The sequence below is a fragment of the Venatoribacter cucullus genome (assembly GCF_016132445.1).
Classification (GTDB): domain Bacteria; phylum Pseudomonadota; class Gammaproteobacteria; order Pseudomonadales; family Oceanobacteraceae; genus Venatoribacter; species Venatoribacter cucullus.
In genome coordinates this window covers 2,655,077-2,677,609 of record NZ_CP046056.1, presented here as the reverse complement: position 1 = coordinate 2,677,609, position 22,533 = coordinate 2,655,077, and the positions used below count along the sequence as shown (strand labels likewise).

The following is a 22,533-nucleotide window of genomic DNA, read 5'->3' as shown; positions in this document are numbered from 1 at the left end:
GTGCGGCTTCCGCAGCGATGTTTTGGAATACAGTGATCAGACCGTATGCCGCATGGATGCGGCATTCGAGCCTACAGGGAAGTATTTACGGCGTGTCTGTGAGCTGTAATCCGAAACTAAGTCGTCCCCGGAAGCCGCATCAATCCAGCGTCACCGGCACTTCCATAATGGCCGCGATGGTGCGGACCAGATCCAGCTCCACCGCTCGCAGCTCGCCATCGCTGTGAATGGCGGCCTGCATGGCTTTGATCAGGCGGCCTTTCAGGTGTGGGTAGGCTTCACTCAGTTTGCTGAGCGCCAGATTCAGCGGTTTCAGGCTGTTGCTGCGGGGTTGCAGCTGCAGGCCGGTAAAGCCTGCGGCGGTGCAGGCTTTATCGAAAGCCTGGGCGGCGGCTTCGCCGGTGTCGTGACCGAAGTGCACCAGAACGGATAACACCGTGGCCGTTTCGTCACGGATATCCTTCACTGCGCTGTAGCGTGCCGCTAACGGCCGTACTTCTCCGAAGTGCGGGTTCAGATACTGCAGAATCAGCCGGTACAGGCACCATTCAAAAATATCAATTTCGCCATCGGCTTTGGCCAGTTGCATTAAGGTCTGGCGGAAATCCTGATACTGCGGCGCCGACAGTTGTTTCAGCGCCGGCATGGCGCGTTCCACCAAAGGCAGGCGTTGCTCTGGCCGCAGTGTTTGCGTAGGCGGCAGCAGGCGTAATACCTGCCGGTAAAAATCCTGCCCCTGCTGTACCCGCAGCAGCTCCAGCTGTTGTTCGTGCACCGGCCGCCTGGGATCGGCCAGCAGCAGCGTGCAGATTAAGGCGCGTACCTGATAACTGTCGTGGGCCGTCTCCAGCAGCATGGGCCAGGCGTCAGCGCTGGACGGCGTGGTATCTGCTGACTGAGAAGTGCCGATGGCATCGGCAATGGCGGCGGTGGCCGCCAGCGCACTGAGCCCGGCGCTTTGGGCTGTGCCGGCGGGCACGGCGGCCGGAGTTTCCTGTTCGGCGGCCTGCCGGGTTTGCGGCGGCAGATAGCGGCCATCCCAGCGTGGATCGACGCGGCGGATACGTTCTTCCAGTGGTGGGTGAGTGGCAAACAGGCGGATATGAAAGGGAATGGCCTGGCCAAAAAACAGATGCGCGGTTTCTTCCCGCTCGGGGCTGCTGATTTCGCTGCCACTGCCATAACCGATCACTTTCAGCGCACCGCTGATGCTGGCGGGGTTGCGGGTAAACTGCACGGCCGAAGCGTCGGCCAGAAATTCGCGCTGGCGCGACACCGCCGCTTTGATCAGGTTGCCGAACAGCACGCCGCCGTAACCGATAATCAGCAACCCCAGCCCCAGCAGCATAAATACCGCGGCGCCATTATTTTTATTACTGGTGCGTACGCGCGAACCCCGGGCTGAGGCTTCCAGCATGAAGCGCCCGATCAGGGCAATAAACAGCAATCCGAACAGCACCGCCATCAGGCGGATATTCAGGCGCATATCGCCGTTCAGAATGTGGCTGAATTCATGCGCCACCACGCCCTGCAGCTGGTCGCGGCTGAGCTGCTCCATGCAACCCTGGGTGACGCCAATCACCGCATCAGAGGGCTGATAACCGGCCGCAAAGGCATTGATGCTGCTATCACTGAGAACATACACCGGCGGTACCGGCATACCGGCCGCCAGGGCCATTTCTTCGACAATGTTCAGCAGCCGGCGCTCGTAAAAATCCTGTGTATTGGGCAGTAATAACCGCCCGCCCAGCGATTCGGCCACCACCCGGCCGCCGCCGCGCAGCAGCAGCCATTTCACCAGACTGGCACCGCCGATGACCGCAATCACGCCGGCGCTGATCCACAGCCATTGTTCCAGCGTTACATAATCAAAGAGACTGGCGTCCGGGTTGCCTTCGGCTCCCATAAACAACGCCGCAATCAGCAGATTCAGCGCCACAATCAGCGACGCTACGGCGGCAACGAACAGCAATACCAGTTGGGTGGTGCGTTTACGCGCCTGATCCTGATGCGAAAAAAAATCCATAGGCTGCAACCTGCAGGTGGGAGTGGCCGGGCGCAGTGGCCCGGCGGCCGATCAGAAACTGACTTTCGGGGCGCTCTGAATCTGCGCGCTGTCGGCAAATTCCAGCAGCGTAGCATCGGTCGGATGACCGAATTTAGCGGCCAGCAGTACCGGAGGGAACGACTGCCGGTAGGTGTTGTAGGCGGTTACGGCATCGTTGAAACCCTGACGGGCGAAGGCCACTTTATTTTCAGTGCTGGTCAGTTCTTCCGACACCTGCATCATGTTCTGGTTGGCTTTCAGGTCCGGATAAGCTTCCATCACCACGTTCAGACGGCCCAGCGCACCCGCCAGTGCGCCTTCGGCGCCGGCCAGTTGTTTCATGGCTCCGGCCGCACCCGGCTGACCGGCGGCTGCCTGCAATCCGGCCATGGCCTGATTACGCGCGCTGATAACGGCCTCCAGGGTTTCACGCTCGTGCTTCAGGTAGGCTTTGGCGGTTTCGACCAGATTCGGGATCAGGTCGTAACGGCGTTTCAGCTGCACTTCGATCTGGGCAAAGGCGTTTTCGTAGCGGTTTTTCAGGGTTACCAATGTGTTGTAGATGCTGATGCCGTAGACCAGCAACAACGCCACAACGACCAGTAAAACAATGGTTGAGGTTTCCATTCAGGGCGCTCCTTAACGTGCCCAGCTGCCGCTGGCAGTCTGGTAGTAATGGCCATCGGCCGCGGCTTTTTGTACCAGCTTATCGCCGGCCAGCTTTTCAATGGTGGCCAGCGCCGTGTTCTGGCGGTTGGCAATGTCCTGATAACGCTGTTTGCGCTGCTGGTTGATGTCGCTGACCAGCACCGCCGCTTCGTTATGGCTGCTGGCAATCAGGCCCAGATAGCCGTTGGTTTGTTCACCGACCAGCCCCATTTGTTTGGCGGCATCCAGTTCCAGAGCCCAGCTGCTGAAGGATACCAGCAGGGCGGCGAGCAATACGGTTAACTTATGCATGGCAGTTTCCTTGCGTGGGTTCAGAACAGATCGCTTTCTTCTTCGAACAGGTTTTCCAGGTCTTTTTCGACTTTGACCCGGACTTCGTGTTCGATTTTCACGTTCAGGTTGATGGTGATGGGTTTTTCCGGCGCCGCCACCTTAAGGGTGCAGGCGCTCAGTGGCAGCAGCAGCGCGGCCAGCAGCAGGGAGTGAGTTCGGAGCATGGATGGGCGTTCCTTCGGTAATGTGCGTTCTACTCTAACCGGCGCGCGGCTGATTGCAATGCCAGTTGGCCTATTGTTTTTTCGTTTTGCGGATACCGTACACCGCCTGCGCTTTGGCCTTCGCTTTGGCTTTGGCGCGCGCTTTACGCGGGTTGCCGTTACGGCTCAGGTCTTCGTCGAAGGCTGGTTCAAAACCGGTCAGCCAGATCATCGGCAGCGGCCGTTTAATCAGCTGTTCGATACCGGCCAGTAAGTTTTCTTCATCGCGGCTGACCAGGCTGATGGCGTGACCATCGTTACCGGCGCGGCCGGTGCGGCCAATGCGGTGCACGTAGTCTTCGGCATTGAATGGCAGTTCATAGTTCACCACATGGGGCAGCGACACAATGTCGATACCGCGGGCGGCGACATCGGTGGCGATCAGGGCGCGGATGGCACCGGCTTTGAAATCGTCCAGCGCGCGCTGGCGGGCGCCCTGGCTTTTATCGCCGTGCAATGAATCGGCTTTAATGCCGTCCAGCGCCAGCTCTTTTACCAGCGCATCGGCGCCTTGCTTGGTGCGCACAAACACCAGCACCTGCTGCCAGTTGCCGGCGCCGATCAGATAGGCCAGTGCGGCGGCTTTGCGCTTTTTATCCAGCTGATACAGCGTTTGTTTAATGCTGTCGACGGTGCTGTTTTCCGGTGTTACTTCAATCAGTTGCGGGTCACGCAGCAGGCTGTAGGCCAGGTCTTTCACCGCTTTGGGAAAGGTGGCGGAAAAAAACAGCGTTTGTCGCTGGGCCGGCAGCAATTTCAGCAGGGCGCGGATTTCATCGCTGAAACCCAGGTCGAGCATACGGTCGGCTTCGTCCAGTACCAGGGTTTGCACAGCACTGAGGGTCAGCGCCTGCTGGTTGATTAAGTCGAGCAAGCGACCGGGGGTGGCGATCAGAATTTCCAGCCCTTCCTGTAATGCCTGAATTTGCGGCCGCAGGCTGACGCCGCCATAGGCCACGCCGGTGCGTAATCGGCTGCCAGCGCCGTAGCGTTGCGCACTGTCGGCGACCTGCTGGGCCAGTTCCCGGGTGGGTGCGACCACCAGTAATAAAGGCTGTCCGGCAGAGGCTGCCGGCTGATTTAACAACTGCTGCAACTTGGGCAGCAGAAACGCGGCGGTTTTTCCGGTGCCGGTCTGGGCGCCGGCCAGCACATCCCGCCCGGCCAGAATGGCCGGAATCGCCGCCTGTTGCACGGCAGTGGGTTGCTGATAATTAAGCGCATGCAGGGTGGCGAGCAACGGCTCGTGCAATCCCAGAGAAGCAAAGGTCATGGGGTAAAACTCCGCGCCAGCACAGAAAGGAATGGCGCTCAGTTTAGCATGGCGGGGTGGGGTCAGGCTTTGTAGGTGGTCAGCGACTTATTCACTTTTTCCAGATAGTTGCGGGTCTCTTCGTAGGGCAGGCGGCGGCGCAGATGCGCGTATACCTGAGTTGGGCTTAACGCATTAATGCGCGGAGCGGCATCGCGCACCGATGTATTGCCGGTGAAAGAGCGGGCTACGTTACCAGCGCCGGTGTTGTAGGCGGCAATCACGCAGTACAGCCGGCTCTGCGGGTCTTTTACGGCAGCCAGGTATTGGGTATCGAGAATGTTCAGATAGGCGCAGCCCAGCTCAATATTGGTTTCCGGGCGGAACAGCTCGGCGCCGGTGAGGAGTTTTTCTTTGCCCCAGGCTTTGCGGGTGGCGTCGCGGCCGGCACTGGCCGGCACAATCTGCATTAAACCAAAGGCCGGAATATGGCTGCGGGCCATGGGGTTAAACGACGATTCATTCTGAATAATGGCCATCACCAGCGCCGGATCAACCCGCCATTTTTGCGCCTGTTGTTTCACAATGGGCAGGAAGTTTTGCGCCCGTTGCGGTACGGCATCGCGGTTCAGCGGAATGGTGATGGTCACCACCTCGCCTTTGCCGGTGCGCTGCTGTTGCTGGCGCGCCTGCTGCAACAGTTCGGTAATCTGTTCCGGTTTAATGCCGGCCACTGGCTGGCGGCTGGCCGGTGGTTGTGCGCCGCCGGTACGGGCCAGCACCGGGTCGGCTTTGTAGGCCTGCTCCAGACTGGCGTTAATGACTTTTTCAAATTCAGCGCGGATACGGGCATCGCTCAGACGTGCCGCTTCTTCGCCAGTGAACGACAGACGTACTTCGTTGCGCTCAAAATCGACGGTGCGGCGGGTACGCAGGTTATCGCTGTATTCGACCCAGACTTTTTTGTCGGACAGTTCCGGCTTGCTCCACACCTTTTCCAGCTGCTGGCGGTAATCACGATAGGCGGCCAGATAATTGCTGCGGTAATCCTGCCAGGCGTTTTTAATATTCTGCACGCCGGCGCGTTGCTCGCGCTGATAACGTTCAAATTCGGTTTCGGCCCGGCTGCCGGCAGACAACAGCAGCGCCGGCAGGCTGGCGGTCAATTGCAAAAACAGACGGCGTTTCAGCATGGGCGGTATTCCTTATCCGGTGACGATTGTAAAGGCGCAGGGTAGCCCAGCCCTGCAGACCGGGCCAGTGTCTTTTGCCCGGCAGTCCGGAGTTTTAATTTAACCCCACACAAAATGTCGCTATAATCGCCGCCGATTAAAAGACGGCCTGCCGTGAACGCTTATAGAGAGGACACATCTGTGAAACAACTGAAAGCTTTGATTCTGGCTGCTGCCACACTGGTAGCCGCACAAGCCTGGGCTGCCGATGATGCGCAGGCCGATAAAATCCGTGATCGCATCAAGCCGGTTGGCACCGTGTGTGTGGGTGCTGACTGTGGTGGCGCTGCGGTAACCGCCGCCGCCGAACCGCGTTCCGGTGAACAGGTTTACAACACCGCCTGTATGGCTTGCCACGCCGTGGGCGTACTGGATGCCCCGAAAAAAGGCGACAAGGCTGCCTGGGATGACAAGCTGGCCAAAGGTCTGGACGCTTCCCTGCAGAACGCTATCAAAGGTATTAATGCCATGCCGCCAAAAGGCAACTGCCTGAACTGCTCTGACGACGAGCTGCTGGCTGCGATTAAGTTTATGTCCGGACGCTGAGCCCGGATTGCAGGACCCGAGCCGCATCTCCGGGTGCGGCTTTTTTTGTGCCCGGCGTTTATGCCGGGTGCTGCGGTGGCCGGCTCCGGCCCTGCTTTCGCCGTCGTTTCAGACGGTAACAAAATTTTTTTAACCGATCTGGCATAACGGCAAAGCTTGGCTATATGTTATGCCTGAAAACGCCTTAGCAGGAGAATGACCATGGCAGACGAAGAACTGGATATGCAGGACGATAACCTCGAAGAAGACGAGGAGATGGAAGACGCTGATGACAGCGACGTAACGGGTGACAGTGATGGTGAGGCGGAAGCCGAAACCGAATCGGTAGAAGATCTGGTTGCGGCCGCGGCCAGCGCGTCGCTGGCGGCACGCAACAAAGTACGCGAATCCATGCAGGCGGAAATTGAAGCCTTCCTGGCCCGCGGCGGAAAGATTCAGACCATTGACGATAATGTGATGGCTGACCCACCGCGTAAACCGACTTCCAGCTATGGCAGCCGCCCGATCTGAGGCGCGGCCCGGGTGGTTCAGGTGTTGCGGTCTGCCAGCACCTGTACCGCCGCCGGTAACTGGGCCAGGTGAGTAATTTCCTGGTCCGGCCGGCAACTTTCTTCAGTCCAGGGCGCATCGCCCAGATTCACCCAGATGGTTTTCATCCCCAGCCGGTGCGCGGCGGCAATATCCTGTTGCTGATGGTCGCCAATGTGCAGGCACTCGGTGGCATTCACGCCGGCGGCGCGTACCGCGGTGAGAAAAATTTCCGGTTGTGGTTTGGGCGCACCCACCTGCTCGGCGTTGAAATGGCCGGCAAACAAATGACGGATGCCAATAATATCCAGATCGGCATTGCCGTTACTGACCGCCATTAACGGATAGCGGCTGGCCAGGGTTTCCAGCGCTTCGCGGGCCCCCTCAAACAGGCTGACGTTGCTGCGTTCGCGGTAGTAAACCTGAAACGCCTGCCGGGCCATTAAGGCCGCCTGTTCGCGCTCCAGTCCGCTTTGCAGAAACACCCGGCGCAGCACTTCTTCGCGCAATTTAGATACCCGGAAGGCCAGCTCGGGATAGCACTCGGCAATTTGCTGACGGTATTCACGGATGGCATCGAGAGTATAAAAGGACGCCGCTTGCGGACAGTGGCTGCTGATCCAGTCGTGGGTGATCTGTTCGGCCCGCGCAATGGCCGGGTCGGTGTCCCACAGCGTATTGTCGAGGTCGAGGGTAAGCAGGCGGATGGGCATAACTCAGGACACCGGAATCTGGGCCAGACGTAGTGCCAAAACGTCGGCAATGTAGTCGAGGAACAGGGTATCCATGGAGCTGCGATAATAGCCGGGGTCATTGCTGGCGACGGTGAGGATACCGCTGTTGCTCTGGCCACGGATCTGCGCCGCCGCCACCGAGCGGGCTTCGGTGCTGCTGGTACCCAGCAGGCGGGCAATATCGTCTTTGGCCAGCTGGCCGCACAGGGCGCGGTGGCCTTTGAATAAGCGGTGCAGGGTACGCTGCATCTCACCGCTGCGGATCACCACCAGCGGCTGCTCCAGCTGGCGTTCGGTAAAGTGCAGCAGGGCCCAGGCATCGACGCCAAAATCTTTGCGCAGCGAATCATCCAGTGCGGCCTGAATGGCCAGCCAGTTTTCCGCTTCGGTTAACGCCAGCACCAGACGGCGGCTTTTGCCGAACAGCTGATCGTTGCGGCGGGCGTTTTCCAGCAAGTCGGACAGGCGCTGGCGCAACTCGACATTGCGCTGGCGGTGCACCGCCAGCTGACGTTCTACCAGACTGGCGGCAGCACCGGTGTTGTGCGGAATGCGCAGCTCGGCCAGCAAATCGTCTTTGCCGATAAAGAAATCCGGGTGGTCCTGCAGGTATTGCATGACATCGGCATCGGTTAAACGCGGTTGCTGGCTCATAAAGGTTCCTTACAGATTAATCCGGCCTTCAAACACCGTGACCGCCGGACCGGTCATGCGCACGTTTGATTGGCCATCCCATTCAATAAACAAATCACCGCCGGGCAGTGACACGGTAACGCCGGGCTGCAGCCAGCCACGCAGCTGACCGGATACCACTGCCGCGCAGGCGCCGGTACCGCAAGCCAGGGTTTCGCCGGCACCGCGTTCGTACACGCGCAGACGAATATGGTGTTCATCCACCACCTGCATAAAACCGACGTTGACCTTGCGCGGGAACAGACGGTGCGGTTCGATTTTCGGGCCCCAGAGTTCAACCGGTGCGGTATCGATATTATCGACCCGGATCACGGCGTGCGGGTTGCCCATGGACACCGCGCCCAGCGCTACGTCACCGACGCCGTCGACCTGAATGCGGTATTCCGGTGCGAATTGGTCGGCCAGAAACGGCACCTGTGCCGGTTCCAGAATGGGCCGGCCCATATCCACCACCACCTGACGGTCGTCGGTGAGGTGCAATTCCATAATGCCGGCGGCGGTTTCGACACGGATATCACGCTTGCCGGTTAAATGCTGATCGTACACAAAGCGGGCGAAACAGCGCGCGCCGTTGCCGCAGTTTTCCACTTCGCTGCCATCAGCATTGAAAATACGGTAGCGGAAATCCACGTCCGGCCGGCTGGGTTGTTCGACGATCAGCAGCTGATCGAAACCGATACCAAAATGGCGGTCGGCCAGTTCACGCACCCGTTCGGGGCGGATGATGCCGCTCTGGGTCACCAGATCCAGCACCATAAAGTCGTTACCCAGGCCGTGCATTTTGCTGAACTTTAACCACATGTGCAGGATGCTCAGTCAGAGGGCAGAAGGGTTTCGTTGGCGAACAGGCTGGCGATGCTTTCGCGCTCGCGCACCAGATGATGCTGCGCGCCATCCACCATCACCTCGGCGGCACGGCCGCGGGTGTTGTAATTGGAGGCCATCACAAAACCGTAAGCACCGGCCGACATCACCGCCAGTACATCGCCTTCGGCCAGTGCCAGCTCGCGGTTTTTGCCGAGGAAGTCGCCGGTTTCGCACACCGGGCCGACCAGGTCATAGCTGCGGCGCGGGGCATCGCTGTGCTGTTGCAGCGGGCGGATATCCTGCCAGGCGCTGTACAGGGCCGGGCGGATCAGGTCGTTCATGGCGCCGTCGATGATGGCGAAATTTTTGTGCTCGTTCAGCTTCAGGTATTCCACCCGGGTGAGGAACACACCGGCGTTGGCGGCAATGGAGCGGCCCGGCTCAAAAATCAGTTTGAAGCGGCGTTCGCCCACGCGGGCTTTCACGGCGGCAATGTAGTCGCCGGCGCTGGCCGGTTGTTCATCACGGTATTGCACGCCCAGGCCACCGCCCAGATCCAGATGCTCAATGCTGATACCCTGTGCGGCCAGGTTGTCGACCAGTGCCAGCACGCGCTCCAGCGCATCAAGGAACGGGCGGATTTCGGTCAGCTGGCTGCCGATGTGGCAGTCCACGCCTTTAATCACCAGCCCCGGCAGGCTGGCGGCTTTGGCGTACACGCGCGGGGCATCGTTAATATCGATGCCGAATTTGTTTTCTTTCAGGCCGGTGGAAATGTACGGGTGAGTCTGGGCGTCCACGTCCGGGTTAACGCGCAGGGAAATGTGCGCGGTTTTGCCCAGCTGTACGGCAACGCTGCTCAGGCGTTCCAGTTCGGCTTCGGACTCGACGTTAAAGCAGTACACGCCCACGTCCAGCGCGCGGGCCATTTCCGCGGCTTGCTTACCAACGCCGGAAAAGACGATTTTGTGCGGCTCGCCGCCGGCGGCCAGCACCCGCTCCAGTTCGCCCAGGCTGACGATATCGAAGCCGGCGCCCTGACGGGCCAGCACGTTCAGCACGGCAATATTGGAGTTGGCTTTTACCGCGTAACACACCAGATGCGGCCAGTCGCCCAGCGCGTCGGTATAGGCGCGGAAATGCTGTTCCAGCGCGGCGCGGGAATACACATACAGCGGCGTGCCATAGTGTTCAGCCAGCGCGGCCAGTGACACCTGTTCGGCGTGTAACACGCCATTCTGGTAACTGAAAATCGACATATCAGGACGGGGTTTCCATAGATTCGGTGGGCGCGGCAGAGCTTTCCGGCAGATACAACGGCCCTTTCTGGCCACAACCGGCCAGTAACAGGGGCAGCGACAATAGCAGCAGGAATAAAGGCTGTTTCAGCATGGTCTGGTTCTCCGCAGTTGGCCGGCATTATACGGAGATTCGGGCGGGCTGTCTCCGCCGTGCCGAGCCTGCTATCCGGCGTCTTGCTGGGCCTGCGCCAGCCGGTTTTCCAAGCGCTGACGGATTTGCAGGTGGGTGATGATGTTCTGGTTGTCGGGCAGTTCCAGATCACTGAGTGCCAGTGGGTAATTACCATGGCTGCTGCGCAACGCCTGTACGGTACGGATAACGGCCGGGTAGAGGTCGCTGCCGTATTCCCAGCTGTTAAATTCCTGGCCGTTGCAGTACAGCGTGGCCTGTTGCTGGCTGTTGAGGACGGCGCGCAGGTCGATGCTGGTGGTCTGGGCGGCCAGTTCGGGCAGGCGCCGGCGGGCAATTTCAAAGTCAAAACTCTGCGCTTTGCGGCGCAGTTCCCACAGCATTATTTTGCGTTCCTGGCTGCGGCCGTTCAGGCGTTGCCAGCGCTGGTCTAGCTGGCGCAGAAAGCGCAGCAGCGGTAATAACCACGGCAGGCTGTGCGGGTCGGAGCTGGTGTCTGGCCATTGCTGGTGCAGCAATACGCCCTTTTCATCGAGAAAATAAAAATACAGCCGGCCGTCTTTGCGCCAGTAAAACAGTTGCCACAGACCAGCTTTGCTGTGGGAAAAAATCAGCTGCAGCGGGCTGTTCTGCAGCGCTGAGCGGTCGAGGGTGTACTGAATAAACGAGCGCGCCGGCCGCTGCAGCAACGCCAGCAGTTTCATTGGCGTATCGGCGATGCGCAGTTCGACGCCGCGACGGGTGTTTTCCAGCAGGTAATAGCATTCTGCCACTTCCAGCAGGTAAGGCGAGCGTGGCTGTTCGACAAAATGACCGAGCACATCCTGCAGCACCTGTTCGACCCGGTGGCGAATGGCCGCAGCGCGGCTGGCGCAATGGCAATGCACCTGCCACTGCGGCCAGCCCTGCTCGGCGACTTTGGGTAAATGCTGCAGCAGATGTTGCAGACAATGCAGCAGGCAGGCATCGCCGCTAAAGCGTTCTACCTGCCATTCCCCCCAGTTGTTCAGGGTAACCAGGTCAATGGTCAGCACCAGATTTTCCCGCGCGGCGCTGAAGCCCAGAGCATCGTCACGGTTGCTGATTTTCTGCATGCCCAGCCGGCTGAGATGATGCTGGGGGTCAACGCCGACGTTTACCAGCAGGTGCCATTGCAGCGGCTGCGCCGGTTGCAGGAAGTCGGCGTGGTCGGGTTGTGGCGGCTGAATACCCTGTACCACCTGCAAAATCTGTTTCAGTTCGTAGGCACTGAGCGGGTTGTGCTGCGGGTACAGGGCGATGCGGGTGTGATCCTGCAGTAGGCCGTTAAGGCGGGCAAAGCACAGTAACTCGGTGAGGCTGGGCGACTGTTTCAGGATATGGTCCGGCCGCAGGCTGTCGGTGACTGGATTGACCAGCCCCGGAATCAGCTGCCAGATATCCTGCTGCAGGTTGAGGGTGATTTTTTCCTGTGCCAGCGACGGGCTGATGCCGGGGTTAATGTTTACAATTTTGCCGGGCCGGTTGTCGAACGCGGCGTACAGCTGATTACCCAGGCTTTGCATATCCTGTTTACTGATGTGCAGGCGCGGTGCGTATTTCTGACTGAAGGCCGACAAAAACCGGTAGCTGCTGAGCATTTCGCTGATTAGCGAGTTGCGCTCACTGGCGATGCGCTGCGGGCTCCAGTGCGGGCGGGCATCCAGCTCGGCCAGTTGCGCATCCTGCCAGCCCCAGTCGTGACAAAGTGCCTGCAGCACGGCGGTGCGCCAGCTGCTGCGCTGGCTGGGGCCAAGCTGGCTGAGGGGCAGTTGGGCTTTAAAGTATAACGCCCGCCGTGCCAGCTGTACCCGTTCCGGATTGCCTTCCTGTTCCAGCTGCTGGGTAATGCGCCGCAGCAGCAGCAAATAGGCGTCGTTGGGTTGCAGCTCAATATTGCCGTTGTGAACCTGTTCTTTCAGGTCCCAGCACAGCGGCCGGATGACCGGATACTGGCTGGCGTAATGGCGGGTGAGCAGCAGCTTCAGCAGCGATTTGTAGGGGTCGGACAGGCCTTTATTCAGTTGCCACAGACCGGCGCCGATAAATTCAGCCGGTGGAATGGCGGGAATGGCGCCGAAGTCCAGCCATTGCACCGGGTTGACGCGGTGCTGGTCGGCCAGCTGTTGCCAGAAACGGTCGGCATTGCGTTCTTCCTGATTGGGAATCAGCCACCAGCGCGGCATACAGCCGGCCAGCCACACGGCGCTGCGGTAAAACTCGTCCAGCAGCAGCAGGTGTTGGGTGGTGCCGCAGTCTTCACCTTCCGCTGAGCGGTTCTGGCCCTGGCGGAACTCGGTTAAATTCATCAGGAAAATGTGCAGCTCGATGCCCTGTTCGGCGGCCCAGCGCTCCAGCAACTGGCATTTTTGCTGCAGGCCTGCCAGTGCCTGGGGAGGCAGGGTTTCATCGTGGCACAGCCACATATCCAGATCGCTGCTGCGCGCCTGCGCCAGCGAGCCGATGCTGCCCATCAGGTACAGACCCAGAATATCACCACCGCCACTGCCACGCGGAATCTGCACGCCACGGGCCAGCGCCTGCAAACTTTGCAGTTGTTGCTGGGTGGGTGAGTAATTACGGATACCGGCAGCGGTGCGGAAATCGACAAAGCCCGGCAGGCGCGGATGGTTCAGGTGCAGCAATAACGGCAGTACGTCCAGCACCAGTTGCTGACGTGGCAGCAGCAAACTGCGGGCAGCATCCAGCCGGGCCTGATTCAGTTGCAGAAAGTTGCTGTGCCACTGAATGACCTGCTGTGGAGCGATGCTGGTGCGGGATGCGGTTGTCATGGGGAGAAGTATATCGCGGTATGGACGATTGCGTTCAAGGTTAGGCGTTCAGGGTTCTGCGTGCCCGGTGATCATTTCCGCAGCACGCCCAACGCTTAACGCCCAACCCTCAACCAGAAAACTAAACCATCAACGCGCGAATATAGTTCGGCAGCGCAAACGCGGCCACATGAACGTCGGCGTTGTAGAAGCGGGTAGGGAAGCCGGCGCGGTCGATGCGTTGCTGAATGACGTCTGCACTTTGTTGACGCAGGCTGGCGTCATCGCTGGCCCAGGCCAGTGCCATCAGGCCGCCGATGTAGGTCGGCACCGGTGACACATAGAAGCTGGCATCACGGTACAGCTTGCTCAGGCGCTGGAAGGTGTTGGTGACTTCCTGGCCCTGCATAAAGGGCACGCCGTTCTGCGCCACCATAATGCCGCCAGGGTTCAGGCAGGTTTTTTCGTCTTTATAAAAGTCGGCGGTAAACAGCACTTCGGCCGGGCCAATAGGGTCGGTGGAATCGGCAATGATCACATCGAAAGTGTCCTGGCACTGCGCCACAAATTCTTTGCCATCGGCAATCACGATGGTGGCGCGCGGGTCGTCATAGGCACCGGCGGAGTGGTTGGGGAAATACTCTTTGCACATGTCAATCACGCTGCCGTCGATCTCGACCTGGGTAACGTGCTCAACGTTTTTGTGCTTCAGCACTTCGCGCAGAATGCCGCCGTCACCGCCGCCGATAATGAGTACGCGCTTAGGGTTCGGGTGGGCGAACAGCGGCACGTGCACCATCATTTCGTGGTAAATAAATTCATCGCGTTCGGTGGTTTGCACCACGCCATCGAGCAGCATCACGCGGCCCATAAAGGGGGTTTCAATAATCTGCAGATGCTGGTGTTCAGTTTTGATTTCAAACAGCACTTTTTCAACGGTAAAGGTCTGGGCATAACCCGGGTACAGCGTTTCGCTGACGGTCGCGGTAACGGACATAACAAGGCCTGTAAGCAAAAAAATTGGCGGGATTATAGCGGAGATGGGGGCCAGCGTCCCGGTATGGGGACGCCGGCCGGCGGGTCAGTCTTTGCGTACCACTTCCATGGCGTCCACATTCTGGAAACCGCGCGGCAGTTTATTACCGCGGCGACCCCGTTCGCCCAGGTAGTGTTCCAGATCGGCAAACTTCATATTCAGGTGGCGTTTGCCGCTGTACACCAGCAGAGTGTCGTCTTTGCTGAAGGCCACGGCGGCGATCATCAGCTCTTCACGTTTGCTGGCAGCTTCGGTGGGAATTCCGATCATCTTGTTGCCTTTGCCGCGCGCCATTTGCGGCAGGTCGGCAGCCGGGAACACCAGTAACCGACCCTGATTGCTGATTGCGGCAATCCAGCTGTTGTCCGGGTCGGTGATTTTCGCCGGGTTCAGAATGCGGGCATTGTCGGGCACGGTAATCAGGTTTTTACCGGCTTTGTTTTTGCTCTGCATATCGGCCAGCGTGCCGATAAAACCGTAGCCGGCGTCGGTGCTGAGCAGGTATTGCTCGTCATCGTTACCGATTAAGGTGGCCATAAAATTGGCCCCGGCCGGTGGTGTTAAGCGGCCGGTTAAGGGTTCGCCCTGACCACGCGCCGACGGCAGACTGTGCGCTGCCAGGCTGTAAGAGCGCCCCGTGGTGTCGATAAACACCGCGTTCTGGCTGGATTTACCACAGGCTGCCATCAGGAATTTATCGCCCGATTTATAGCTGAGGTTTTCGCCATCAATATCATGGCCTTTGGCGGCGCGCACCCAGCCTTTGTCGGACAGCACTATGGTAACGGGTTCGGTGGCCACCAGTTCGGTTTCGCTGAAGGCTTTGGCTTCACCGCGTACCACCACCGGCGAGCGGCGGTCATCGCCGTATTGCTCAGCATCGGCGCTGATTTCTTTTTTAATCAGGGTTTTCAGGCGACGCTCAGAACCCAGGGTTTTTTCCAGGTTATCGCGTTCTTTTTCCAGCTCGTCCTGCTCGCCACGGATTTTCATTTCCTCGAGTTTGGCCAGATGGCGCAGTTTTAATTCGAGGATGGCTTCGGCCTGAATATCGGAAATACCAAAGCGCTGCATCAGCACGGCTTTCGGTTCTTCTTCACGGCGGATAATTTCGATCACTTCATCAATATTCAGGAAGGCGACCAATAAACCTTCCAGAATGTGCAGGCGCGCCAGCACTTTATCGAGGCGGAACTGCAGACGCCGGCGCACGGTTTCGGTGCGGTAGGTCAGCCATTCGCTGAGCATGGTTTTCAGGTCTTTTACCTGCGGCCGGCCGTCCAGACCGATCACGTTCATATTAACGCGGTAATTCTTTTCCAGATCGGTGGTGGCGAACAGGTGCGCCATCAGGGCATCGGTATCGACACGATTGGATTTCGGCACGATCACCAACCGGGTCGGATTTTCGTGGTCGGATTCGTCGCGCAGGTCGGTAACCAACGGCAGTTTTTTCGCGTTCATCTGCGCGGCGATCTGTTCCAGCACCTTGGCACCGGAGGTCTGGTGCGGCAGCGCGGTAATCACAATATCGCCGTCTTCGATGGTGTACACGGCGCGCATTTTTACGCTGCCACGGCCATCGCGGTAGATTTTACGCAGGTCGGCCCGCGGGGTAATAATTTCCGCTTCGGTGGGAAAATCCGGGGCGATAACGTGCTCGCACAGAGCATCGAGGCTGGCCTCCGGGTCGTCCAGCAGGTGAATACAGGCGCTGGCGATTTCGCGGATATTGTGCGGCGGAATGTCGGTGGCCATCCCCACGGCAATACCGGTGGTGCCATTCAGCAGCACGTTGGGCAGTCGCGCCGGCAAGGTGCAAGGCTCGTCCATGGTGCCGTCGAAGTTGGGCTGCCATTCCACCGTGCCCTGACCCAGTTCACTGAGCAGCACATCGGCGTAAGGGGCCAGCCGCGATTCGGTGTAACGCATGGCGGCGAAAGATTTCGGATCGTCCGGCGCGCCCCAGTTGCCCTGACCATCGACCAGCGGGTAACGGTAAGAAAACGGTTGCGCCATTAATACCATGGCTTCGTAACAGGCGCTGTCGCCGTGCGGGTGGTATTTACCCAGCACGTCACCCACGGTACGGGCCGATTTCTTGTATTTGGCGGTGTGTTTCAGGCCCAGCTCGCTCATGGCGTAGACAATGCGGCGCTGTACCGGTTTCAGGCCGTCGCCAACGTGCGGCAGGGCGCGGTCGAGAATCACGTACATGGAGTAATTCAGGTACGCGCTTTCGGTGTATTGCTTTAACGACTGACGTTCAACGCCGTCATCGGTGTAGATGATCTGATTGGTCATAATTCCCGCAAGCCAGGCTCAGACAAAAGATGGGCCTGATTGTGACCGACCCGGCCGCTTTGAACAATGGGGCAGCGGCGCCACGATGGGCGATTGGTTCGATAAAGTCGAAAGAAAGCGGCCGGATTTTGCCAAAGTAATTCTGGGCGGATTGCGTACACTGGGGTGGTTACCGCTTACAGGAGATGGTTATGGCCAGTCTTATTCAGGGTGAAGACAAAGATCTGGATGGTTTTACCGTTACCCGCATTCTGCCCAGCCGGGTGAAGAAAATGGTGGGGCCATTTATCTTCCTCGACCATATTGGCCCGGCGCATTTTGCCGCCGGTGAGGGCGTGAATGTACGGCCGCATCCGCACATTGGCCTGGCGACCCTCACCTATTTATTCAGCGGCAGCATGCTGCACCGCGACAGCCTGGGGAATGTGCAGGAAATTCTGCCCGGTGAGGTGAACTGGATGACCGCCGGCCGCGGCATTGTGCATTCGGAACGGGAAACCCTTGAGGTACGCGCCCGCGAGCATGAGCTGAACGGTCTGCAATTCTGGCTGGCCTTGCCGCCGGAAAAAGCCGAAATAGAACCGGCCTTTCAGCATGTGAAAAAACACCAGCTGCCGCACCGCTACCAGGGCAACACCATGATGCGGCTGGTGGCAGGCGAGGCTTATGGTATGACCTCGCCGGTGCGCAGCCATGCGCCGATGTTTTTTATTGATGTGGTCAGCCAGCAGGGTGAAATCATTGAGCTGCCCTCGGCAACGCAGGAAACCGCGCTGTATTTACAGGAAGGCTCGATCCGTATTAACGGCGAAGATTTTAAGGCCGGCGCTTTTGTGCTGCTGGATAACAGCGACCGCATTCAGGTGAACGAATACAGCCGGCTGGTGTTGCTGGGCGGCGATGCTTACGCCAGCGTGCCCTATATTCGCTGGAATTTTGTTGCTTACAGCCGTGAGCGCATTAAACAGGCGGAAGACGACTGGCGTGAACAGCGCTTTCCACCCGTGCCGGGTGATAGCGACGAATACACGCCGTTGCCGGGGTAATTATGTTGCGTTGTTTTAAGGCGGGCGTCTCCCGTCTCCCGTTAACGAACCGCATTGCGGTTCGTTAAGCGTCCGGCGTGTTCCGATAGCACTGATAAAACTCATCCGCCGCCATGGGTTTGGCGTAGTAATAGCCCTGCATCCATTCACAGCCAAGGTCTTGCAATGTGCTTTCGTGGGCGGCGGTTTCCACGCCTTCGGCCACTACGGTTAACCCCAGGCTGCCGGCCATGGCGACAATGGCGCGGACAATTTCAAAGTCGTTAATATCGTCGTTAATATCGCGCACAAAAGACTGGTCAATTTTCAGTACCGACACCGGCATGCTTTTCAGCTTGCTGAGTGAGGAATAACCGGTGCCGAAATCGTCGATGGCAAATTCCACCCCCAGTGCTCGCAGCTGTTCTATTTGCTGCGACACTTCGGTGGTGCCTGACATCATTAGTCCTTCGGTCACTTCCAGTTCCAGCCAGTGCGGGTCAAAATTCAGCTGCTGCAGAATATCGGCTACGGTGTTGGCAAAGCTGGAATTAATCTGCACCGGCGAGACGTTAACGGCAATTTTTTCCAGCCTCAGTCCCTGCTCGCGCCAGAATAAAAACTGCTGGCAGGCGCTGCGCAATACCCAATAACCCAGCTCAATAATCATGCCACTGGTTTCCGCCAGCGGAATAAATTCCAGCGGGGAAATCATACCGCGCGCCGGGTGTGGCCAGCGTAATAAGGCTTCCGCACGCAAGGGTTGTAGGCTGCCCAGTTTAAATTGTGGCTGGAAGGCCAGGGTAAATTGCCGGGTTTCCATGGCCGAGCGCAGATCCTGTTCCAGTGACATGCGCGAATGAATACTGTCGGTCAGCTGGCGCTCATACTGATAACTGCGGTTGCGGCCCAGTTCTTTGGCTTTGTGCAGGGCGGCATCGGCGTTGCGGATCAGTTCATCGACGCTGGTTCCATGCTGCGGAAATACACTGATGCCGGCGCTGGCAAACACACTGAGTAAATGCCCCTGCAGACTGTAGGGCTGGGCAATTAACTGCAGTAATTGTTCGCACTTTTCCTGAATGCGCTGTACATCATTGACGTTGGTCAGTACGACAATAAATTCATCGCCACCGAGGCGCGAACAAATATCGGAATCGCGGATATTATTGTGCAGGCGGTGCGCCACATCTTTCAGCAGCAGGTCGCCGATATCGTGGCCGATGGTGTCGTTAATATCTTTGAAGCGGTCCAGATCCAGATACAGAATGCCCAGATGCTCTTCAGCGCGGCGGGCCAGATTGAGCGCATATTCCAGTTTTTTATTCAGCAGCAACCGATTGGGCAGGTTGGTTAAGGCATCGTGATGCGCAATATGCTCGAGGTTTTGCTGGGCTTTTTTCAGATCGGTAACGTCACGGCTTAAACCAAAAACACCAATGTGCCGGCCTTTGCGGTCGTAAATAGGGGTTTTCTGCGTTTCCAGTAAGATGATCCGGCCATCGGCACTGTGTACCCATTCTTCGTTGGCGTTCATATTTTTACGCGCCACCGCTTCGCTGTCTTTAGAGCGGAAAAACTCCGCCGTTTGCTGATCAAAGACATCGAAATCGGTTTTACCGACGGGGTTGGTGCCCATCACCCGCACAAAGGGTTTGTTGCAGAATACATACACGCCCTGGTTGTCTTTGTAGAAAATCAGGTCGGGAATGGAGTCCAGAATATTGCGGATCAGGCGGGTGCGGTCACGCAGTTGTTCGTCACTGAGCTGACGCCGGCGGCTTTCGCTCCAGATCAGGAATAACACCAGCCCGGTCAGGCCGGAGGCGGTGACCATCAGCAGCAATACCCAGCCATACCGCTGCCAGAAGCTGTTTTGCTGATGCAGCAGTCGTGCGGCTGCAGGCAGATCACTGGCGCTGATATCAAACCGCGCCAGCTGGCGGGCATCGGCCAGTGTTACCGGCGTCAGCTGCCAGTGTACCGGCAGGCTGGCGGCGGGGGTGCCCTGCAGAATCTGGCCGGCCATGGCGGCAACCTGTTGCACACTGAAATCGCGGTCGCTGACCACGCCGCCGGTCAGGCCCTCACCAATACCCTGTGGCCATAAATGCCACAGGGGGCTGGCGGATTGTTCACTGAGAAAGGCAATGGCATCGCGGAAGGCTTTGGGCTGCTGCAGGCGGTCCTGATAAGCGGATAACAGCAGTACCGGCTGGCGCCGCAATTGCTGCAGTTCGCTGGCCAGTTCGTCCCAGCTGAGATCGGTAAGGGAATGCACCTGCAGGGTTTTGCCCAGGCTGTCGGTGGCCTGTTGCAGCAGCGGCAGGAAGTCGCGCTGACCAGAGCGGCTGTCGACAATAACGTGCAGGGTTTGTCTATCGGCAAACAAGGAACGGCACAGGGCCAGAAATTCATACACGAACGGCAGTTCGGGCACCCCGGTGAGGTTGCCGCCCGGCAGCAGGCGGCGGATAAGGGCGGTGTCGCTGACGTTCATAAAGACGACTGGTGTATCGGCCAGCACCCGCTGCTGTTCCTGCGCCGCCAGTTGCAGTGCGCTGTTGCCGGCGACAATGGCCAGATCGTAGCGTTCGCCCTGTTGCTGTTTGCTGTGCAGCAGATTACCGAACTGCTGCAGGTAGGTGGTGCTGTTCAGCAGGTCGCTGTCCATATATTCCACATGCAGCTGCAGTGGTTGCTTAACCTGCTGGCGCAGCTGGCCGGACAGTGCCTGTACCAGTGACTGGGCGGCCGGATAGAGCGGCTCATAGGCCAGCAATAACAGAATGCTGGTGGTTTTTGCCGCTGCCGGTGGGGTAGTGTCGGCCGGCAGCCAGGATGACCAGCTCAGTAAGAGTACGGCCAGCCAGAATGGCCGTCTTTTGCTGCACATCATCGTTCCTTCTCCGGCCGCCAAGGCGCAGTGTTGCGGTTCAGAGGGCGATATCAGCCTCGTTGCCGCGGGTTTCCAACCAGTTTTTGCGATCACCGGCGCGTTTCTTGGCCAGCAGCATATCCATCATTTCATTGGTGCCATCGTCCGGCTCCAATCCCAGCTGCACCAGCCGGCGGGTGTTCGGGTCCATGGTGGTTTCGCGCAGTTGCAGCGGGTTCATTTCACCCAGCCCTTTGAAGCGCTGCACGTTCACTTTGCCGCGCTTGTTTTCGGCGCGGATGCGTTCCAGCACGCCTTCTTTTTCGGCTTCATCCAGGGCGTAGTAAACGTCTTTACCAATGTCGATACGGTACAGCGGCGGCATGGCAACGTATACATGGCCTTCGCGCACCAGTTTCGGAAAGTGACGTACAAACAGGGCGCACAGCAGCGTGGCGATGTGCAGGCCGTCGGAGTCGGCGTCGGCGAGGATGCAGATTTTGCCGTAGCGCAGGCCGGATAAGTCATCGGAACCGGGGTCGATGCCCATGGCGACGGCAATATCGTGCACTTCCTGCGAGGCCAGAATTTCGTTGGAATCGACTTCCCAGGTGTTCAGAATTTTACCGCGCAGCGGCAGAATGGCCTGGAATTCACGGTCGCGCGCCTGCTTGGCGGAGCCACCGGCGGAATCCCCTTCCACCAGAAACAGTTCGCCGCGCTCGCTGTCCTGGCCAGAACAATCGGCCAGTTTGCCGGGCAGTGCCGGGCCCTGGGTGATTTTTTTGCGCGCCACGGTTTTGGATTTACGCAACCGGGTCTGGGCGCTGGAAATGGCCAGCTCGGCAATCAGTTCCGCTTCGGCGGTGTGCTCGTTCAGCCATAACGCGAACGAGTCTTTTACGACGCCGGCAATAAAGCTGGAGGCTTCGCGGGAGGACAAGCGCTCTTTGGTCTGGCCGGCAAACTGCGGGTCGGCCAGCTTGGCTGACAGTACATAGGAACAGCGTTCCCAGACGTCTTCCGGGGTCAGTTTGATGCCGCGTGGCAGCAGGTTGCGGAATTCGCAGAACTCGCGCAGCGCATCCAGCAGGCCGGAGCGGAAACCGTTAACGTGGGTACCGCCCTGGGCGGTGGGGATCAGGTTAACGTAGCTTTCCTGCAGCAGTTCGCCGCCGTCTGGCAGCCAGTGCACGGCCCAGTCGACGCCTTCGGTGGAGCCGGACATGGAGCCGGTAAAGGGCTCGGCCGGTAATACCTCGTAACCGGTGCTGGCCACTTTCAGGTAATCCTTCAGGCCGTCTTCGTAGTACCACTCGGCGCTGTCTTCGGCATTGGGAGCGTTAAAGCGGATGCGCAGGCCCGGGCACAGCACCGCTTTGGCGCGCAGGACGTGTTTCAGGCGTGGGACGGAAAACCTGGGTGAATCAAAATATTTCGGATCGGGCAGGAAGCGCACGCTGGTACCGGTTTTCTTCTTGGCGCAGCTGTCCACCACCTGCAGATCGAGGGCTTTGTAGCCGTCTTTGAAGCCGATGCGAGAGACCTGGCCATCGCGCCAGATGGTGACTTCCAGCACCTGTGACAGTGCGTTTACTACCGACACCCCCACGCCGTGCAGACCACCGGAAAACTGGTAGTTGTCGTTGGAGAATTTACCGCCGGCGTGCAGCTGGCTGAGGATCAGTTCTACCCCGGATACCCCATGTTCCGGGTGAATATCGGTGGGCATGCCGCGGCCATCGTCCAGTACGGTCATAGAGCCGTCGCCGTGCAGGGTAACTTCGACAAAGCTGGCGTGGCCGGCCAGCGCTTCGTCAACCGAGTTATCGATGACTTCCTGCGCCAGATGGTTGGGGCGGGTGGTGTCGGTGTACATGCCCGGACGTTTACGGACGGGGTCGAGGCCGCTTAAAACCTCAATCGACGACGCGGTGTATTGTTTGGACATTCAAACCTCTGGTTGGGCGGTAGTGCAGTAATGCGGCCGAGTATAACTTAAGGAGCCTCTGAGTTACTCGTGCAG

At 58.7% G+C, this 22,533-nt stretch carries 19 protein-coding genes; 3 read left to right on the top strand and 16 right to left on the bottom strand.

Annotated elements, in window-relative coordinates; all coding sequences use genetic code 11:
• Positions 1 to 139: 139 nt before the first annotated feature.
• The 6 genes from GJQ55_RS12625 to GJQ55_RS12600 all read right to left on the bottom strand — a co-directional run bounded on the left by GJQ55_RS12625 (position 140) and on the right by GJQ55_RS12600 (position 5,697).
• Positions 140 to 2,026 carry a M48 family metallopeptidase gene (locus GJQ55_RS12625; RefSeq protein ID WP_228345321.1) on the bottom strand — a complete coding sequence of 629 codons (1,887 nt, stop codon included), beginning with the start codon at positions 2,024 to 2,026 and terminating at the stop codon, positions 140 to 142.
• 51 nt (positions 2,027 to 2,077) lie between these two features.
• Positions 2,078 to 2,674 carry a LemA family protein gene (locus tag GJQ55_RS12620; RefSeq protein WP_228345320.1) on the bottom strand — a complete coding sequence of 199 codons (597 nt, stop codon included), beginning with the start codon at positions 2,672 to 2,674 and terminating at the stop codon, positions 2,078 to 2,080.
• A 12-nt stretch (positions 2,675 to 2,686) separates the two neighbouring features.
• Positions 2,687 to 3,007: a YdbL family probable chaperone protein gene (locus GJQ55_RS12615; RefSeq protein ID WP_228345319.1), complete on the bottom strand. Its 321-nt coding sequence runs from the start codon at positions 3,005 to 3,007 to the stop codon at positions 2,687 to 2,689.
• A 20-nt stretch (positions 3,008 to 3,027) separates the two neighbouring features.
• A complete protein-coding gene (locus GJQ55_RS12610) occupies positions 3,028 to 3,213 on the bottom strand; it encodes a YnbE family lipoprotein (protein WP_228345318.1) in 186 nt (61 codons plus the stop codon).
• Positions 3,214 to 3,283: 70 nt separating this feature from the next.
• Positions 3,284 to 4,525, bottom strand: coding sequence for a DEAD/DEAH box helicase (locus tag GJQ55_RS12605; protein WP_228345317.1), 1,242 nt, complete (start codon positions 4,523 to 4,525; stop codon positions 3,284 to 3,286).
• 62 nt (positions 4,526 to 4,587) lie between these two features.
• A complete protein-coding gene (locus tag GJQ55_RS12600; protein WP_228345316.1) occupies positions 4,588 to 5,697 on the bottom strand; it encodes a transglycosylase SLT domain-containing protein in 1,110 nt (369 codons plus the stop codon).
• 180 nt (positions 5,698 to 5,877) lie between these two features.
• Between GJQ55_RS12600 and GJQ55_RS12595 the strand changes: the two genes are divergently transcribed.
• Entirely contained in the window at positions 5,878 to 6,282 is a 405-nt protein-coding gene (locus tag GJQ55_RS12595; RefSeq protein ID WP_228345315.1) for a c-type cytochrome, read from the top strand.
• A gap of 201 nt (positions 6,283 to 6,483) precedes the next feature.
• Positions 6,484 to 6,792 (top strand): hypothetical protein, encoded by a 309-nt coding sequence (locus GJQ55_RS12590; protein ID WP_228345314.1) that lies wholly within the window; start codon positions 6,484 to 6,486, stop codon positions 6,790 to 6,792.
• 17 nt (positions 6,793 to 6,809) lie between these two features.
• Here the strand turns inward: GJQ55_RS12590 and GJQ55_RS12585 are convergent, their stop codons facing one another.
• From GJQ55_RS12585 to parC, 8 genes are all read right to left on the bottom strand, one after another.
• Positions 6,810 to 7,523, bottom strand: coding sequence for an HAD family hydrolase (locus tag GJQ55_RS12585; protein ID WP_228345313.1), 714 nt, complete (start codon positions 7,521 to 7,523; stop codon positions 6,810 to 6,812).
• A 3-nt stretch (positions 7,524 to 7,526) separates the two neighbouring features.
• Complete coding sequence (locus tag GJQ55_RS12580) at positions 7,527 to 8,198, bottom strand: DUF484 family protein (protein ID WP_228345312.1); 672 nt, start codon at positions 8,196 to 8,198, stop codon at positions 7,527 to 7,529.
• 9 nt (positions 8,199 to 8,207) lie between these two features.
• Positions 8,208 to 9,038 (bottom strand): diaminopimelate epimerase, encoded by an 831-nt coding sequence (gene dapF / locus GJQ55_RS12575; RefSeq protein ID WP_228345311.1) that lies wholly within the window; start codon positions 9,036 to 9,038, stop codon positions 8,208 to 8,210.
• An 11-nt stretch (positions 9,039 to 9,049) separates the two neighbouring features.
• Entirely contained in the window at positions 9,050 to 10,303 is a 1,254-nt protein-coding gene (gene lysA / locus GJQ55_RS12570; protein ID WP_228345310.1) for a diaminopimelate decarboxylase, read from the bottom strand.
• Position 10,304: 1 nt separating this feature from the next.
• The gene (lptM, locus tag GJQ55_RS12565) at positions 10,305 to 10,436 is read right to left on the bottom strand and encodes an LPS translocon maturation chaperone LptM (protein ID WP_228345309.1); all 132 of its coding nucleotides are present in this window, start codon (positions 10,434 to 10,436) and stop codon (positions 10,305 to 10,307) included.
• A 71-nt stretch (positions 10,437 to 10,507) separates the two neighbouring features.
• Positions 10,508 to 13,285, bottom strand: coding sequence for a class I adenylate cyclase (locus GJQ55_RS12560; protein ID WP_228345308.1), 2,778 nt, complete (start codon positions 13,283 to 13,285; stop codon positions 10,508 to 10,510).
• Positions 13,286 to 13,406: 121 nt separating this feature from the next.
• The gene (gene speE, locus GJQ55_RS12555; RefSeq protein ID WP_228345307.1) at positions 13,407 to 14,261 is read right to left on the bottom strand and encodes a polyamine aminopropyltransferase; all 855 of its coding nucleotides are present in this window, start codon (positions 14,259 to 14,261) and stop codon (positions 13,407 to 13,409) included.
• 84 nt (positions 14,262 to 14,345) lie between these two features.
• Positions 14,346 to 16,604: a DNA topoisomerase IV subunit A gene (gene parC / locus GJQ55_RS12550; RefSeq protein WP_228345306.1), complete on the bottom strand. Its 2,259-nt coding sequence runs from the start codon at positions 16,602 to 16,604 to the stop codon at positions 14,346 to 14,348.
• Positions 16,605 to 16,795: 191 nt separating this feature from the next.
• Here parC and GJQ55_RS12545 point away from each other — a divergent pair, with 191 nt between their 5' ends.
• The gene (locus GJQ55_RS12545) at positions 16,796 to 17,650 is read left to right on the top strand and encodes a pirin family protein (RefSeq protein WP_228345305.1); all 855 of its coding nucleotides are present in this window, start codon (positions 16,796 to 16,798) and stop codon (positions 17,648 to 17,650) included.
• A 64-nt stretch (positions 17,651 to 17,714) separates the two neighbouring features.
• Here GJQ55_RS12545 and GJQ55_RS12540 read toward each other — a convergent pair whose 3' ends face one another.
• Both GJQ55_RS12540 and parE read right to left on the bottom strand, forming a co-directional pair.
• Positions 17,715 to 20,525 (bottom strand): EAL domain-containing protein, encoded by a 2,811-nt coding sequence (locus tag GJQ55_RS12540; RefSeq protein WP_228345304.1) that lies wholly within the window; start codon positions 20,523 to 20,525, stop codon positions 17,715 to 17,717.
• A gap of 40 nt (positions 20,526 to 20,565) precedes the next feature.
• Positions 20,566 to 22,458 carry a DNA topoisomerase IV subunit B gene (gene parE / locus GJQ55_RS12535; protein ID WP_228345303.1) on the bottom strand — a complete coding sequence of 631 codons (1,893 nt, stop codon included), beginning with the start codon at positions 22,456 to 22,458 and terminating at the stop codon, positions 20,566 to 20,568.
• Positions 22,459 to 22,533: the final 75 nt, after the last annotated feature.